We start from the raw sequence: 16167 nt of genomic DNA on the forward strand, positions 1-16167 counted from the left end.
TGTCTCTGAGCCATCACATGTCGAGGTAAATCAACGAATACGCCGATGTCCGCATGGGCGTTTCATCTTACTTAATCGTTTAAGCTTAAGGTGTTATTTATATCACTAATCTCGTATCGGTTAACAGAATGTGAAGCGCGAGACGGCGGTGGAAGAGGGGAACGGGTTAGCGGATGCCGAAGTAGCCGTCGCTGAGCAACACCGTCAGCGGCTGCTCCAGCGCCACCAGGTCGCCGTCAGCCAGATCGACGCCGACGTCGCGCAGTGCCTGCAGCGTTACCGGCTGATGCGCCGGCCCGGCGAGCGTTTGTGCCTTGATCCGATGCGCCGCGCCATTGAGCATCGACACCATCAGCTCATCCATCTGGTTGCAGTGCACGTTGGTGATAAAGCGTTCATCGATGCGAATGATGTCGATCTTCTGATCGCTCAGCTCATCGAAGGCATTGATGTTATGCCCGAAACCGTTGACGATCAGCCGGCAGCCCAGCTGCTGCAGGCCACGGAGAAACGCCCGGCACTGCGCGGCGTGTTCCAGCACCACGGCCTCATCGACGCTAAACAGCAGCGCCTGCGGCGGCAGCGACGAAGCGCGCACCGTTTCCGTCAGGTAACGCTGGAAGTCGGCGCTCAGCAGGCTGTCGGTGGCCAGCGGCAGCGCGAGCGACAGCCCTTTGCGTTTGATGTCGTCAGCGTGCTTCACCAGCAGCTGTGCGACCGTCCAGCGGTCGATGTCCGGCATCAGACCATACAGCTGCGCGGCGGCGATGAACGCCTCGTGCGGCAACGGCCGATCGTCCGGCGCCATCACCTGCAGCTTCACCTGGTGGAACGCGGCCGACAGCGGCGTCGCCGGCGGCGCGACCGCGCGGGTCAACAGCCGCAACTGCCCCTCGCTGACGATCGCCTGCACCTCCTGCGGGTTCAGCAACTCATGTTGCCGCTCCAGCAGCTGTTTTTGTCGCGTTTCGTACAGATAAACCTGGCCGCGCCCGTGGTGTTTGGCGGTATAGCAGGCGATATCGGCCTGCGCCAACAGTTCGCTGCTTTTGGCGTCGCCGTCGATGCGGGTGATGCCAGCGCTGGCGCCGACGCGATAAATCTTCCCTTCCCAATAGAACGGGTGCTGGCTGATTTGGTTGACCACCTGCTGCATCAGCGATTTGGCCTGCTCCAGCCGGCAGTCGAACAAGATCAGACCAAACTCGTCGCCGCCCAAACGCGCCAGGCAGTCGCTGCCGCGCAGTTGGTGCCGCATCAGCTGGGCGATATCCCGCAGCAAGGCATCGCCCGCCGCGTGGCCGGCGGTGTCGTTCACCGCCTTGAACCGATCCAGATCGAGGAACACCAGCGAATGCGGCGACGACGGTTCCCCGCCGGCGACGATCGCTGCCTTCAGCTGTTTCTCGAAGCGGGTGCGGTTCGGCAGGCCGGTCAGCGCGTCGTGCGAGGCGCTGTAGCTGAGCTTTTTCATCAGTTCGCGCGAAGCGGTGACGTCCTGCAGCACCATGACCGCGCCCATGGTTTCGCCGTCGAGGGTTTTGAGCGGTGAGGCCGACTGCTGCACGTCGAAATAACGTCCGTCGCGGCTGTGCAGCACCAGTGCGTAATCCGCCGGCCACTGGCGCGGATATTGCGTGAGGTTTTCGATTTCCGGGCCTTCTTTGCCGTTGGTCAGGCGCACCACGCCAGCGACGGGCATGCCGATCGCCAGGTCGAGCGGCCAGCCGCACATCTGCTCAGCCACCGGGTTCATAAAGGTGATGCGCTGGTGGCTGTCGGTGGAGATCACCCCTTCGCCGATGGCGTCGAGGGTAATGTGCAGCCGCTCTTTCTCTTCGTGCAGCGCCTCGGCGAGGCTCTTGAGTTCGGTCATGTCGATATTGGTGCCGATCAGGCGCAGCGGGCGGCCCTGGTCGTCGAGGATCACGTTGCCCTGACCACGAATATGGCGCAGTTTGCCGCTGCGCGTGATGATGCGAAATTCCATGACGAACGGCCGCGGCTGCGCCAGGATCTCGGCCAGTTCACGGTCGGTGCGATCGCGATCCTCCGGCACCAGCAGGGTGCGCCACAGCGCCAGCGTCGGCGCTTGGTCAGGGCTGAGATCGTAGAGTTCGAACATGCGCTGATCCCAGGTGAAGTTTTCCTGGTTCATCACCCATTCCCAGATGCCGACGCCGCCCACCTGGTTGGCCAGCGTAATGCGCTCCACCAGCCGGTTGTTCTCCGCCTCGCTGCGTTTGAGGCCGCTGATGTCTTCCACCTGGGAGATGAAGTACAGCGGCTGGCCCTCGGCGTCGCGCACCAGCGACACCGCCAGCAGCGCCCAAACGGTCTGACCGTCGCTGCGGATATAACGTTTCTCCATGGTATAGCTGCTGATATGGCCGTCGAGCAGATCGTGCAACTGGCTCAGATCGGCGTTGAGGTCGTCCGGATGGGTGATCGCCTGGAACGTGAGGCGATGCAGTCGTTCGGGCGTGTAGCCGAGCAGTTTGCACAGCGCCTGATTGACCTGCAGCCATTTCCCCTCCGGCGACACCAGCGCCATGCCGATGGCGGAATACTCCAGCGCGCTGCGAAAGCGGCTTTCGCTCTCGACGATGTGCTGTTTCTCCACCCGGAAGGTGTGCATCACCATCGCCATCGCATGCGCCGGCACCAGGATCAGCAGCATCGGCAGATAAAGACCGAGATCGCCAAGGCGGCTATTGGCGGTCTGAAAATGCGCCAGCCCCAGAGAAATCATCACGGTGATCAGCAAAATAGTGCAAAAGCAGACGGTAAACGCCTCGAAGCGCGGCAGGGCGATAGCCGCCCACAGCAGGGGCAGGATGACGAAGGTGAACGGGAACGGCAGGTAGATTAACGCCAGATAGCTGAAGACCAGCGTGAGCATCAGCGTCAGCAATAGCGGGTAGAGGTTTAACGTCGCCAGCGTGCGGCGGCGATAGCTGAGGCCGAGCGGCGCCAGCGACAGTACGCCGATCGCCTCGGAAATGAACCAGGTGCCGAAAGGCTGCCAAAATGGCTGGTCTGGCGCCGGCGCCGCAACGGTGGCCAGCAATGCGCTGAACAGCGGGGTAAAAATCACCGCGCACACCACGAAGCGTAGCCAACTGCTCAGATCGCTCAGCGGATCGCTCGCCGGCAGCGATCGGCGCAGCAACTGGGCGCAAACCGCCGCCTCCAACAGATTGATGGCGGCCAGTTTGACGGGCAGGATACTGATGCCGAGCAGCGCGAAGCTGGCCAGTACGATGCCCAGACCGCTGGCCAGCAGCGGCAGGCCCCAATGGCGGGGAGGATGCCGGTACAGCACCGCGATGGCGGCGGCGGTTGGGAACCACAGCGGCGTAAAATGATGCGCTTCGCTGGACAGCGACAGGCTCAGCAAGGCGAGCAGAAACGTCGCCAGCGCCACCAGCAGGGAATGCGTCAGCATGGTGCCTTTGTGTGTGCCGAAATAGCTCGGTGCGCTGATATCCATAGACATCCCTACCGGTGGGGCCTCTGTCAGTAATTGATTCATCACATGGATGAATTAAGGCGATTTATTGGCAAAGGGTAGTACAGCGCGCGAGGAAAACCTACCGGGAAGGCCGACTTTACTGCGTTAACGCAAGCTCGGCGACAGAATGGCGAAAAAGCCGGCGCGGAGCCGGCTTTTAGCGTATTACAGCAAGAACAGGGTGGCGAGGCCAAGGAAGATGAAGAAGCCGCCGGTATCGGTCAGCGCGGTGATGAGCACGCTCGAGCCGACCGCCGGATCGCGGCCCATCTTGAGCATGGTCATCGGGATCACCACGCCCATCAGCGCCGCCAGCAGCAGATTGAGCAGCATCGCCAGCGTCATCACGCCGCCCATCGCCGCGTCGCCATACAGCAACCAGGTGATCACGCCCATGATGCCGCCCCACACCACGCCGTTGATGATGGCCACCCCCAACTCTCTGAGCATCAGGCGCGAGATGTTGCCGACTTCGATCTGGTGCAGCGCCAGCGCGCGCACGATCATGGTGATGGTCTGGTTGCCGGTGTTGCCGCCGATGCCGGCGACGATCGGCATCAGCGCCGCCAGCGCCACCAGTTGGGAAATGGTGTGTTCGAACAGGCCGATCACTCGCGAGGCGACGAACGCGGTGCAAAGGTTGATCGCCAACCACGCCCAGCGGGTCTTGACCGCTTTGCTGACCGGGGCGAACACGTCTTCTTCCGGGCTCAAACCGCCCATGCGGCGCAGATTGGTATCGCTCTCTTCGTTGACGGCGTCGACGATCTCTTCGATGGTCAAACGGCCCATCAGTTTGCCCTTGGCGTCAACCACCGGGGCGCTGATCAGGTCGTAGCGTTCGAACGCGCCGGCCGCTTCATCGGCCTTGTCTTCGGGCTGAAAGGTGGCGGGATCGCTGTCCATCACCTCGCGCACCGGGATCTCCGGGTCATTCAGCAGCACCGCAGTGAGCGGCAGCTCGCCCAGCAGGGTGTTTTTGCGGTCGGTGACGAACAGTTTATCGGTGGCATCGGGAATGGTTTTGCGCATGCGCAAAAAGCGGTGCACCGCGCCGAGCGTAACGTCCGGCCGCACCGTCACCAGTTCGAAATCCATCATCCAGCCGACGCTGTCTTTGGCGTATTGGCTCATCTCGCGCACCTGGGCGCGCTGCTCCGGCTCCAGCGAGGTCAGCAGCCGGCCCATCAGGTTACGCGGCAGGTATTGCGCCAGATAGGCCTGTTCGTCGACGTCCAGCGTTTTGATCGCTTTGAGCAGGTCTTTGTCGCTCATCTCCTCGATCAGGCTGTCCCAGACCGGTTCGGCGACTTCCACCAGCGTCTGGCCGCGCTTGCTGTTGCCCACCAGCCGCCACAGCGCCATGCGCTCGTCCTGCGGCAAGGCTTCCAGCAGGTCCGCCAGGTCGGCAGCGTGCATGTCGTCCAGCAGGCCGGTAATTTCCGCCGTCTGGTTCAGCAGTTCGCTTTGGCTGAGGGCGTGTTCATCCCCTGGCCGGCCGAGGATGCCGTCGACCAATTCCTTATTGTTCAACAGCAAAGTGAGAATGCGCTGGCGATGTTCAGCGACTTTTTTGACGTTATGGGTTGCGGCTGACATGGTGTTCCTTAACGGGCGCTCGGCGTTCCTGACGCAGGCTCATTAAAAGATAGAGCATAGCGAGTGCCGGAGTCATTTTTATGAAACGGACGGGGCGCGGCGGTTATTCAGAGGAGGCGTCCTGTTGCGGCGCGCTGACTTCGGCGGCGTTTTGCGCAGCGGCCTGCTTTTTTTCCTGATGATGAGGCACCGCCACCACGGCGGCGTACAGCAGTCGGCCGACTAAAATGATAAAGCTGATAAACAACACTATCTTCGTCATCTGTCCGGTGGTTTTCTTGCGCATATATCACCCGGTATGCCGGTGTCCTGTGTTATTCGCTCGAGAATTTGTAACCGGATTTTAGGCGCTGATGACAAAAGTTGTCCATTTTTTTCCGGCGTGCGGCGTGGCGTATTAGGGTTTCGTTTAGGTTGGCGGGGCGAAGGCGGAAAGAAAAACCCCCTGTCTGGCAGGGGGCGGGGGATCAGGCGGAGCGCTGTTCGTCTTGCGAACCTTCTTCGTCGATCAGCAGCTTCCAGCCGACGACGTCGTTCCAGTAGGCCTGCTCGCGTTCGAAATCCAGCTGCACCAAGTTGTTCTGCGCCAGGTAGCCGGCCGGGAAGCGCAGCGTCCAGTGGTTGTCGTCGGTGGTCAGACGCAGCGTTTCCGGCGTGGTGGTCGACTGACGCTGGTTGTTGAGCAGGGTGCTCAGACGCAGCAGCTGGATCAGCGGAAGGTAGTGTTTCTTCTTGAACAGGTTGAGGCGCGGCAGCTCTTCCAGCTTGATCGCCTTGCGGTGGAAGCGCACCAGCGCCGCCAGCAGCAGCTGCTGTTCCTGGTTAAATCCAGGCAGGTTGGAGTTTTGCAGAATGTAGGCCGAATGGCGGTGCATGCCGCTGTGGTTGATGCTCAGCCCCACCTCGTGCAACATGGCGGCCCATTTCAGCAGGGCCTCCAGCTGTGGATGCGCCAGCTTGGTGTTTTGCGCCATCCACTGCGAGTAGAGCAGCTCGGTGGTTTCCAGCACCCGCTTGGCCTGCTCGCGGTCGATGTTGTAGTGATCGGCCAGGCTTTTGGCGGTGCGGCTGCGGATGTCCTGGTGGCGGAAACGGCCTTCCATTTCATACAGCACGCCTTCGCGCAGCGCGCCGTCAGACAGGCGCAGATCGCGGATCGCCAGCGCGTCGAACACGCCGCACAGGATAGCCAGCCCCGGCACGAATACCGACTGGCGATCTTCCGACAGCCCCGGCAGGCTCAGCGAACTGAAGCTTTTAAACTGCAGCACCTGCTCGGCGAGCATTTCCAGACGCTCCAGGGTGATAAGACCGTCTTTTTCCCCCATCGCGACCAGCACTTCATGGGCGGCCTTGATGGTGCCCGAGGCGCCCAGCGCATACTGCCAGCCCTGAATGCGGTACTGCCAGGCCAGCGTTTCCAGCTTCTGCGCCGCCGCCAAGCGCGCGCGGCGGAAGTTGTTTTTGCTGATCTCGCCGCCCGGGAAGAACAGCTGGGCGAAGCTGACGCAGCCCATGCGGCGGCTTTCCGCCAGCAGCGGCTCGAAGTCTTCGCCGATCACCAGCTCGGTGGAGCCGCCGCCGATGTCGATTACCAGCTTGCGGCCTTTCTCCGGCTGAGTGTGCTCCACACCCATGAAGATCAGACGCGCCTCTTCCTGGCCGGCGATGATTTCGATCGGGTAGGGGATCACTTTGGCTGCGCGCTTGAGGAACACTTCGGCGTTCACCGCCTGACGCAGGGTATGGGTGCCGACGATGGTGACGTTATCCGCCGGGAAGCCCTGCAGCCGCTCGGCAAACAGTGCCAGGCAGGCCAGGCCGCGTTCTATCGCCTCTTCACTGAGTACGTTGTTGCTGTCCAATCCGTCGGCGAGATGCACCCGCTGTTTTAAACGGCCCAATACCTGTAAGGCGCCGTTGACGACGCGGGCGATCACCATGTGGAAACTGTTCGACCCGAGGTCGATGGCGGCGATTTCCTGCGGTTTGTTCGTTGCAGTGTTTTTTAGCGGCATAGTTGCTGGCCTACTGTCCTGGTTGTTCCAGAGCTTTTAAGTACTCGTAAATAGCCACCTGGGCGCGCACTTTGCGGCGATTGCCGCGCGGCACGTACTGGTTGCTCAGTTCTTTATCCACATAGCGGGCTTTGACCGTATCGCTGAACAGGATCTCCAGAATGTCCAGAACGCGCTGTTTCAGCGCCGGATCCAGCAGCGATACCGCCACTTCGATACGGTAATCTATGTTGCGGGTCATCCAGTCGGCGGAGGACAGATACACCCGTTTGTCACCTTTATTGTCGAAAACGTAAACCCGATCGTGTTCCAAAAAGCGATCGACGATGCTGATCACCTGAATATTGTCGCTGATCCCCGGCAGGTTGGGAATCAGGGAACACATGCCGCGCACCAGCAGGCGGATCTTCACGCCGGCGCCGGACGCGGTATATAACCGATCTACCAGCCCTTTATCCACCAGATTATTTATTTTCAACATAATGCCGGCCTGTTCCCCGGCCTGGGCGTTGGCGATTTCGTTGTCGATCAGCTCATACAGCTTCAGGCGCGAGTTCTGCGGCGACACCATCAGGTTGTCGAAGGTGACCGGCCGGTAGGGGTTCTCGATAAAGTTGAATACCCGGCGCACCTCGTTGGTGATGCGTGAGTCGGCGGTCAACAGCGAATAGTCGGTGTAGATGCGCGCGGTTTTTTCGTTAAAGTTGCCGGTACCGATATGAGCATAGCGCACAATTTCATCGCCTTCACGGCGCGAAATCAGGAACAGTTTGGCGTGGATTTTCAGCCCCGGCGCCGAGAAGATTACGTGCACGCCGGCTTCGGTCAGGCGTTTCGCCCAGTGGATGTTGGCCTCTTCGTCGAAGCGCGCCTGCAGCTCGACCACCACCGTGACCTTTTTGCCGTTGTGCGCGGCGTGGATCATCGATTCGATGATGCGCGAATCTTTCGCCACCCGGTAGATGTTGATCTTGATAGCCAACACGCTCGGATCGAACGATGCCTGGCGCAGCAGCTCCAGCACGTGTTCGAAGGTGTGATACGGGTAGTAGAGCAGCACGTCCTTTTCGCGAATGGCGTCGAAGCCGTTGCGGAAACCGTCGAACCAGATGTGGCGCAGGCGCGGCAGCGGCTTGTTGACCAGATTGGCCTTGCCGACGTTCGGGAAACTGATGAAATCTTTGAAATTGTGGTAGCGGCCGCCGGCGATCACCGAATCGTAGTTGGAGATGCCCAGCTTGCCGCGCAGCAGCTCCACCATTTCATTCGGCATGTCGCGCTGATAAACGAAGCGCACCGGCTCGGCGGTCAGGCGTTGTTTCAGGCTGGAAGACATCAGTTCCAGCAGGCTGGATTCCATTTCGGTCACCAGATCGTACTCTGCGTCGCGGGTCATCTTCATCGAATAGGCGTTGAGCGCGTCGTAGTCGAAGAAGCCCTTGAAAATATCGTCCAGGCAGTAGCGCAGAATGTTGTCGAGCAGGATCATCGGCTTGCGGCGGCGCGGCGCTTCCGGCGGCAGATTGACGAAGCGCGGCACCTTGTCGGACGGGATTTCCAGCAGCGCATAGTCGATGCGCGCCCCGCGAATGATCTCCACCGCCAGGTAGGTGTAATCGTCTTTCAGGAACTGCACCAGATTGGTGTCGTGGTTGATCAGGATCGGCGTGATGTGTTGGCGCAGATGCTGCTTGAAATATTGCCGCAGCCAGATTTGCTGGTTTTCGGACACCTGGCGTTCGTTGATCAGGAAGATCTGATTGCGCGCCATTTCCAGCAGCAGATCGTTATACAGGCCATCGAACTCCTGATCGGTTTTCAGCACCTTGGCCTGGATCTTTTTCAGCAGGTGGCGTGAGGCGCCGGCGGAGCCTTGCTCTTCACTGATCAGGATGCGCCGTTTGAGATCGGCGAAGCGGACTTTATAGAACTCGTCGAGGTTGTTGGAGTAAATGCCCAGAAAACGCATACGTTCAATCAGGGGATTGCTCTTATCTGCGGCTTCCTGCAACACGCGTTCATTAAAGGATAACCAGCTTAGTTCTTTTTCGATGTAGAGCTTTTCCTGACCCATTGCCACTCCAGTTCAATTTTAGAATAGGATCCGGGACGCAGCGCCCGGATGCCGCTCTAGTGTCCTTCATCATTATTGCGAGAGATTGACAGGAAAGTCCAACATATCCATTGCGTTGGCGCGCGGTGTTTTTCGGCGGCAATAAATTTTCGTTGAGGCGGGACGCGCAACGGCGATGTGAACAGCATGAAATGATGGTTAGCTGGCTTATTTTTGGCGTTATCAAGCGTGTTAGTGGTCATTTTTTAGCAATATATCAACGTCATATTGTCTGTTTGTAGTGTAAAAAACCTGAATTGTGCCGGATAACTTTGTCATGCAAACGTCATAAAACTGACATAAGATGCCCGGTTATCTTACGGCGCAAGCCCGATTACTTCAGCGACAGCGAGAGACATGACACAGACGACGGCAAATCAACATCCCCGAGATCGCCTGCGCGGGCGCATCGACCGTGGCGTGCAGGCGGCAGTGACCGCCAGCGGGCTGATGGTGTTGATGACGTTGATGCTGATCTTCGTTTATCTGCTGTTTGCCGTGCTGCCGCTGTTCAAACCGGCCTCGCTCGGCCAGGCGCAGCCGCTGCCGATCGCAGTGTCGGCCCCGGCGTTGGCGCTGGGTATGGACGTACAGCAGCGAGTGGGTTATCGCATCGACGCGCAGGGCGCGGGGCAGTTTTATCGCCTGACGCCGAGACAGGGCGAGCAGGCTCAGACGCCGCTGGCGCAGCAAACGCTGTTGGCCAAACCGGCGCTGCTCGCGCAGGCTGCCGGTGAGCGCGATCTGTTTGCGCTGGCGCAGGCCGACGGCCGGTTGGTGGTGGCGCGCGCGGATTTCGCCACGGCGGAAAATGGTCGGCCGCAGTGGCTGTTCCCGCTCGGGCAACAGCCGTTGGCGCTGGATCCGCAGCGTAAGCCGCTGAAGCTGTTATCGTTGGCGGATGCGCATCGCGGGCAGTATCTGCTGGCCGGGGTGACCGACGATCGGCGCCTGGTATTCGGCCGCTTCAGCCCCGATCGGCCGCCGCAGTTCAGCGAGCGCCCGCTGGAGCAAGGCGGAGAGCAACTGGTGCTGACGCCGGATGGCCGCCAGCTATACCTGCTGACCGGCAACCGGTTGGCGCGTTATGAAATCGACGGCGCGCAGCTGCAGCTGCGTGAAACGCGCACCTTGGGCGAATATGCCCCGTATCAAATGACGGCGCTGCCCGGCGGCAGCGCGCTGCTGATCAAGGGTGCCGACGGCAATCTGCGCGAGTGGTTCGAGGTGGAAAAAGATCGGCGCTGGCGCCTGACGCCGGTGCAGCATTTCGACCACGGCGCCGACGGGCAGGAGCTGACGGTGGCCGAGCCTTACCGCCGGGTGTTCGCCACCCTGCGGCCCGACGGCGGTTTCTCGCTATTCTCTACCATTCAACCACAGCCGCTGCTGAATACCCGTTTGGGTGCCGAGGTGCGGCAGATGGCGTTCGCACCGCGCGGCGATGGCCTGCTGCTGGAGAGCGACAAAGGCTGGCAGCGCTATGCGCTCGACAACCCGTACCCGGACGTCACCTGGCGTTCGCTGTGGGGCAAGGTGTGGTATGAGAATTACCCGCAGCCGGCCTACGTCTGGCAGTCGACCTCCGGTGAAGACAGCTACCAACCCAAATTCAGCCTGATGCCGGTGATCTTCGGCACCTTCAAGGCGGCGGCTTACGCGATGCTGTTCGCCATTCCGCTGGCATTGGCCGGCGCCATCTATACCGCTTACTTTATGACGCCGGGGTTGCGGCGGGTGATCAAACCGGCCATCGAAGTAATGGGCGCGCTGCCGACGGTGGTGATCGGCCTGGTGGCCGGCATTTGGCTGGCGCCGATCATCGAGCAGTATCTGTTGGCGGTGCTGGCGTTGCCGCTGCTGTTGGCGGCGGCGGTGCTGCTGTGCGGCGCGTTGACTCATCGCCTGATGCCGCGCTGTCGGCCGGGCGTCGATCTGCTGCTGCTGTTGCCGCTGCTGGCGTTGACGGTGTGGCTGGCGTTCAGCCTGGGGCCGTGGCTGGAGGTAGCGCTGTTCGGCGAGCCGCTGCACTTCTGGTTGGGAGATAATTACGATCAGCGCAATGCGCTGGTGGTGGGCGTGGCGATGGGCTTCGCGCTGGTGCCGATCATCTTCTCGCTGGCGGAGGACGCGTTGTTCAGCGTGCCAGCCACCTTGAGCCAGGGCTCGCTGGCTCTGGGCGCCACTCAATGGCAGACGGTGATCAAGGTGGTGCTGCCTTCCGCCAGCGCCGGCATTTTCTCCGCGCTGATGATCGGCTTTGGCCGCGCGGTGGGGGAAACCATGATCGTGTTGATGGCCACCGGCAACACGCCGATCATTGATGGCAGCCTGTTCCAGGGGCTGCGGGCGCTGGCGGCCAACATCGCCATCGAGATGCCGGAGGCGGTTTCCGGCAGCAGCCATTACCGCGTGCTGTTCCTGACCGCGCTGGTGCTGTTTGTCTTCACCTTCGTGTTCAACACGCTGGCGGAGGCGGTGCGCCTGCGGCTGCGCAAACGCTACACGCCGAATCAGGAGGCGCCATGAAGAACTGGGTGAAGAGCGGGTCGCCGTGGATATGGCTGACCGCCGGTTCGGTCGCCGTCAGCCTGTTGGCGCTGATCGGCATCCTGCTGCTGCTGGCCGGGCAAGGGATGCGCTATTTCTGGCCGAGCCCGGTCTATCAGTTTGAGCTGAATCAGAACGGCGCCGGGCCGGTGACGGTGATCGGCGAGCTGTATCAGCAGCAAAGCATTTCGCGCCGCCAGCTGACGGAGGCGGGCGTGACGCCACCGGGCGAGGCGCAGAACGTCGAGCGTTACCTGATCAAAGTCGGCAACCGCGAGCGCGAGGGGCAAGATTTCCGCACTTTGCTGGCCAGCGATATCCGCAGCCAGAGCACGCCGCGCAGCCTGCTGGTGCTGGAGCGCGACAGCCACGGCACCGCCTACGGCTATCTGGCGGGGCTGCTGGAGGATGGGCAACCGCTGACCGGCCGCAATCTGGGGCAGGCGTTGCAGCAGCGGCTGCCGCAGATCGCCGCGCTCTCGCGCCAGGCGCATGACATTCAATTCCGCGATATGGCGCGCATCAATCAACAGTTTGACGCGCTGCGGCTGCGGGAAAAGCGTTTGCAGCGCGACGATAAGCTGGACGCCCGTGCGCAGGACGGTATCAAGGCCGAGCGGCTGGAGCTGCAGCGGCAGTACCAGCAGCTGTCCGAACGCCTGGCGGGGCTGAACCGCGATCGCCAGCGTGACGCGCTGCTGTTGCGCGACATGCACGGCCAGACGTTGACCATTCCGCTCAGCCAAGTGCGCGATGCCTGGTACCCGAACGCCATGAGCACCACCGAGAAACTGGCGCACTGGGGCGATCAGGTGAAGAAGTTCCTCACCGACAGCCCGCGCGAGGCGAACACCGAAGGCGGGGTGTTCCCGGCCATTTTCGGCACGGTCTTGATGGTGATCCTGATGTCGATCGTGGTGATGCCGTTTGGCGTAATTGCGGCGGTATATCTGCACGAATATGCCGGCAACAATCTGCTGACGCGGGTGATCCGCATCGCGGTGGTCAACCTGGCCGGGGTGCCTTCGATCGTCTACGGCGTTTTTGGCCTCGGCTTCTTTGTTTACATGATTGGCGGCACGCTCGATCAGCTGTTCTATCCTGAGTCCTTGCCCAACCCGACCTTCGGTACGCCCGGCGTGCTGTGGGCGGCGCTGACGCTGGCGCTGCTGACGCTGCCGGTGGTGATCGTCGCCACCGAGGAAGGGCTGTCGCGCATTCCCACCTCGCTGCGGCAGGGCTCGATGGCGCTGGGCGCCAGCCGGGCCGAGACGCTGTGGCGCATCGTGCTGCCGATGGCGGCGCCGGCGATGATGACCGGCTTGATTCTGGCGGTGGCGCGCGCCGCCGGGGAAACGGCGCCGCTGATGCTGGTGGGGGTAGTTAAATCGGTGCCGGTGCTGCCGGTGGACGAGATTTTCCCGTATCTGCACCTGGAGCGGAAGTTTATGCACCTGAGCTTCCAGATCTACGATATGGCGTTCCAGAGCCCGAGCGTAGAGGCGGCGCGGCCGCTGGTGTTCGCCACCGCCTTCCTGTTGGTGACGATCGTGGTGAGTTTGAATCTGGCGGCGATGGGCATCCGCCATTCGTTGAGGGAGCGGTACCGAGCATGGTCGCAGTAACAATGACGCTATTTTTGGGGAGTGCGTAATGGGTTTGATGACGCCAGGCAGTTTGCCCCGGCTGGATGTCCAGCATCTCGACGATGAACAGACCGCGCTGGCGGTCAACGGCCTGAATCTGTTTTATGGCGACAAACAGGTGCTGCACGATATTTCGCTGCGCATCCCGAAACACCGGGTGACGGCGCTGATCGGCCCTTCGGGCTGCGGTAAATCGACGCTGCTGCGCTGTTTCAACCGCATGAACGATCTGGTGGACAACTGCCGGATCGAGGGCGATCTGCAGCTGAACGGCGCGGCGATCTCCGGCGCGCAGATCGACGTGGCGGCGCTGCGGCGGCGAGTGGGCATGGTGTTCCAGCGGCCGAACCCGTTCCCGAAATCGATCTATGAAAACGTGGTGTACGGCCTGCGGCTGCAGGGCGTGCGCGACCGGCGCTTGCTGGATGAAGCGGTGGAGCGTTCGCTGCGCGCCGCCGCGCTGTGGCATGAGGTGAAGGACCGGCTGCGCGAAAATGCGTTCCGCTTGTCCAGCGGCCAGCAGCAGCGCCTGGTGATCGCGCGCGCCATTGCCATCGAGCCGGAGGTGTTGCTGCTCGACGAGCCGACCTCGGCGCTGGATCCGATCTCCACGCTGACCATTGAGGAACTGATTTCGGCGCTGAAGCAGCGCTACAGCGTGGTGCTGGTGACGCACAACATGCAGCAGGCGGCGCGGGTTTCCGACTACACTGCCTTTATTCATCAGGGCCGGCTGGTGGAGTACAACGACACCGACGCCATTTTCACCTCGCCGCGCCAGCGCCGCACCGAGGATTATATTACCGGGCGATATGGGTGAATTCTGGGGGCGTTGCATACGGCGCCCCTTTTCCCGTCTTTGTGTTTCCTCCGATTTTCTCGCTAACGCGCCAAGCACCTCTTTTCACTGGCTACATTAATAAAAATAATTCTCATTTGCATGGACGGAGCCAGCGAATTGTTTATAATTCGCCAATCTGTGTAAATCAGTGTAAATGGATGTGTTTGAATGTGTGCATGGAGGCTTGGCGCCTGGTCGCTATTATTAGCGTTTTGCAGCGCGGCGTGGTGTGCGGAAATCACCAGCCCTGCTGACCGCGACAGCATTACCCAACAGCAGAAAACGTTGCTGGAACAGGCCCAGCAGCAACGCGAGGCGCTGCAAAATAACGTTGAACTGCCGGCGTTACCGCTGCCTGAGCCGGCCGCCGCAGGGGCGGTTTGCCAGCCGGTGCGGCAGATTGTTTTTGAGGGCGCCGAACATCTTTCCTGGTCGGTAAAAGAAAGCCTGGCGCGCCCGTATCAGGGGCGTTGTTTGACGCTGGAGCACATCAACCGCCTGGTGCGCGAAACCACCAATGCTTATCTGCAACGCGGCTACGTCACCTCGCAGGCCTGGTTGCAGGAGCAGGATATCTCCCGTGGCGTGTTGACCGTCAGCGCCAGCGAAGGGCGAATCGAGTCCATCACGCAAAACGGTGAGCAGACGCTGGCGTTGAAGATGGCGTTTCCCGACCTGGTTGGTGACGTATTGAATCTGCGCGATATCGAGCAGGGCATGGAGCAGCTCAACCGCCTGCCGTCGCAACAGGTGACTATCGATATTCAACCTGGCGAGCAACCCGGCTTTTCCAAAGTGGTTTTGCTGCGTGGCGCCACGCGCGCACCGGTCTCTTTCTCTTTCGGCGCCGATAACAGCGGCCAGAAAAGCACCGGCACCGGGCAGATGAACGCCGCCTTCTCGCTGGATAATCCGCTGCGTCTCGCCGATCAATGGTCGTTTTCCGCAGCGCGCAATAACGATTTCAGCCCGCATCATCGCAGCCGCAGCCTGAACGGCAGCGTCACCTTACCCTATGGCTACTGGCTGTTCAGCTACCAGTACGCCTGGAACGATTTTTTCCAGCAGGTGCCGTTCAGCGGTGCCGCTTACCGCTATCAGGGCAATAACCAGACCCAGCGTCTGGGCGCCAACCGCACGTTGCTGCGGGATGGCAAACGTAAGCTGGCCGTCGATATCGGGCTGTCGCGGCGTACCACGGAAAATAAGCTGGCGGGGGAACGGTTGGGCGTCAGCAGCCCGACGCTCAGCATCGCCAGTCTGGGCCTCAATTACAGTGCGGTCGCGGGCGGCGGCTATATGACGCTGAACCCGACGGTAAGCCGGGGGTTGCGCATGCTGGGCGCTACCGCCGACGATCCGGAGCGCGACGGAGCGCCGCGCAGCGAGTTCCGCAAGCTCAGCCTGAGCGCCAGCTATTTCTATCCGCTCGCACCCTCTCTCTACTACCTGACCTCGGCCTACGGACAAACCAGCGCAGACAACCTGTATGCCGGGGAACGCATTTCCATCGGTGGGCAATACTCGGTGCGTGGCTTCAAGGAGCAGTACCTGACCGGTAATCGCGGTGCGTACTGGCGCAATGAACTCAATTGGCAATGGCGGACGTTGCCGGGGCTGGGGGCGCTCTCTTTGACCGGTGCGTTAGACGCCGGCTGGCTGCAGGGGCGCGCCGGGCAGATAGACGGCGGCAGCGTCGTCGGTGCGGCGCTGGGTGCCACGCTAAGCGGCCGCTGGTTCAATCAGGCGGTCACCGTCGGTAAACCGTTGACGCACCCAGACAGCCTGCAACCGGATCGTTGGGTGGCCTACTGGCAAGCCACCGTCACGTTATAACGCCAGCACACAGCAGGAACGCCCTCGGCGTTTAAAACAACATCCTTTCG

The 16167-nt window shown here is 61.2% G+C and carries 9 protein-coding genes; 4 read left to right on the forward strand and 5 right to left on the reverse strand.

Features of this window, described 5'->3' with window-relative positions; translation table 11 throughout:
* Positions 1–166: 166 nt before the first annotated feature.
* The 5 genes from GKN89_RS18855 to ppk1 form a co-directional block, all read right to left on the reverse strand.
* Entirely contained in the window at positions 167–3493 is a 3327-nt protein-coding gene (locus tag GKN89_RS18855; protein WP_154747539.1) for a diguanylate cyclase, read from the reverse strand.
* A 186-nt stretch (positions 3494–3679) separates the two neighbouring features.
* Positions 3680–5113, reverse strand: coding sequence for a magnesium transporter (gene mgtE, locus GKN89_RS18860; protein ID WP_063919865.1), 1434 nt, complete (start codon positions 5111–5113; stop codon positions 3680–3682).
* Positions 5114–5216: 103 nt separating this feature from the next.
* Positions 5217–5399 carry a YfgG family protein gene (locus tag GKN89_RS18865; RefSeq protein ID WP_004941600.1) on the reverse strand — a complete coding sequence of 61 codons (183 nt, stop codon included), beginning with the start codon at positions 5397–5399 and terminating at the stop codon, positions 5217–5219.
* 181 nt (positions 5400–5580) lie between these two features.
* Positions 5581–7131 (reverse strand): exopolyphosphatase, encoded by a 1551-nt coding sequence (ppx, locus tag GKN89_RS18870; protein ID WP_019452418.1) that lies wholly within the window; start codon positions 7129–7131, stop codon positions 5581–5583.
* Between the two features lie 10 nt (positions 7132–7141).
* Positions 7142–9205 (reverse strand): polyphosphate kinase 1, encoded by a 2064-nt coding sequence (gene ppk1, locus GKN89_RS18875; RefSeq protein ID WP_033648827.1) that lies wholly within the window; start codon positions 9203–9205, stop codon positions 7142–7144.
* A 396-nt stretch (positions 9206–9601) separates the two neighbouring features.
* Between ppk1 and GKN89_RS18880 the strand changes: the two genes are divergently transcribed.
* The 4 genes from GKN89_RS18880 (at position 9602) to GKN89_RS18895 (ending at position 16117) form a co-directional block, all read left to right on the forward strand.
* Complete coding sequence (locus tag GKN89_RS18880; protein WP_154747540.1) at positions 9602–11773, forward strand: ABC transporter permease subunit; 2172 nt, start codon at positions 9602–9604, stop codon at positions 11771–11773.
* Complete coding sequence (gene pstA / locus GKN89_RS18885; protein WP_019452421.1) at positions 11770–13419, forward strand: phosphate ABC transporter permease PstA; 1650 nt, start codon at positions 11770–11772, stop codon at positions 13417–13419. Before GKN89_RS18880 ends, pstA begins: the two co-directional genes overlap by 4 nt.
* A 28-nt stretch (positions 13420–13447) precedes the next feature.
* The gene (pstB, locus tag GKN89_RS18890; protein ID WP_019452422.1) at positions 13448–14260 is read left to right on the forward strand and encodes a phosphate ABC transporter ATP-binding protein PstB; all 813 of its coding nucleotides are present in this window, start codon (positions 13448–13450) and stop codon (positions 14258–14260) included.
* A 189-nt stretch (positions 14261–14449) separates the two neighbouring features.
* Positions 14450–16117 (forward strand): ShlB/FhaC/HecB family hemolysin secretion/activation protein, encoded by a 1668-nt coding sequence (locus tag GKN89_RS18895; RefSeq protein ID WP_154747541.1) that lies wholly within the window; start codon positions 14450–14452, stop codon positions 16115–16117.
* The last annotated feature ends 50 nt before the right edge of the window (positions 16118–16167 follow it).

Source organism: Serratia sp. YC16, from assembly GCF_009707615.1.
Classification (GTDB): Bacteria; Pseudomonadota; Gammaproteobacteria; order Enterobacterales; family Enterobacteriaceae; genus Serratia; species Serratia surfactantfaciens.

Coding starts and splice junctions, on each gene's coding strand:
- ppx (WP_019452418.1), bottom strand. CDS start 7,131: ATGCCGCTAAAAAACACTGCAACGAACAAACCGCAGGAAATCGCCGCC.
- GKN89_RS18895 (WP_154747541.1), top strand. CDS start 14,450: ATGTGTGCATGGAGGCTTGGCGCCTGGTCGCTATTATTAGCGTTTTGC.
- GKN89_RS18865 (WP_004941600.1), bottom strand. CDS start 5,399: ATGCGCAAGAAAACCACCGGACAGATGACGAAGATAGTGTTGTTTATC.
- ppk1 (WP_033648827.1), bottom strand. CDS start 9,205: ATGGGTCAGGAAAAGCTCTACATCGAAAAAGAACTAAGCTGGTTATCC.
- GKN89_RS18880 (WP_154747540.1), top strand. CDS start 9,602: ATGACACAGACGACGGCAAATCAACATCCCCGAGATCGCCTGCGCGGG.
- mgtE (WP_063919865.1), bottom strand. CDS start 5,113: ATGTCAGCCGCAACCCATAACGTCAAAAAAGTCGCTGAACATCGCCAG.
- pstA (WP_019452421.1), top strand. CDS start 11,770: ATGAAGAACTGGGTGAAGAGCGGGTCGCCGTGGATATGGCTGACCGCC.
- GKN89_RS18855 (WP_154747539.1), bottom strand. CDS start 3,493: ATGGATATCAGCGCACCGAGCTATTTCGGCACACACAAAGGCACCATG.
- pstB (WP_019452422.1), top strand. CDS start 13,448: ATGGGTTTGATGACGCCAGGCAGTTTGCCCCGGCTGGATGTCCAGCAT.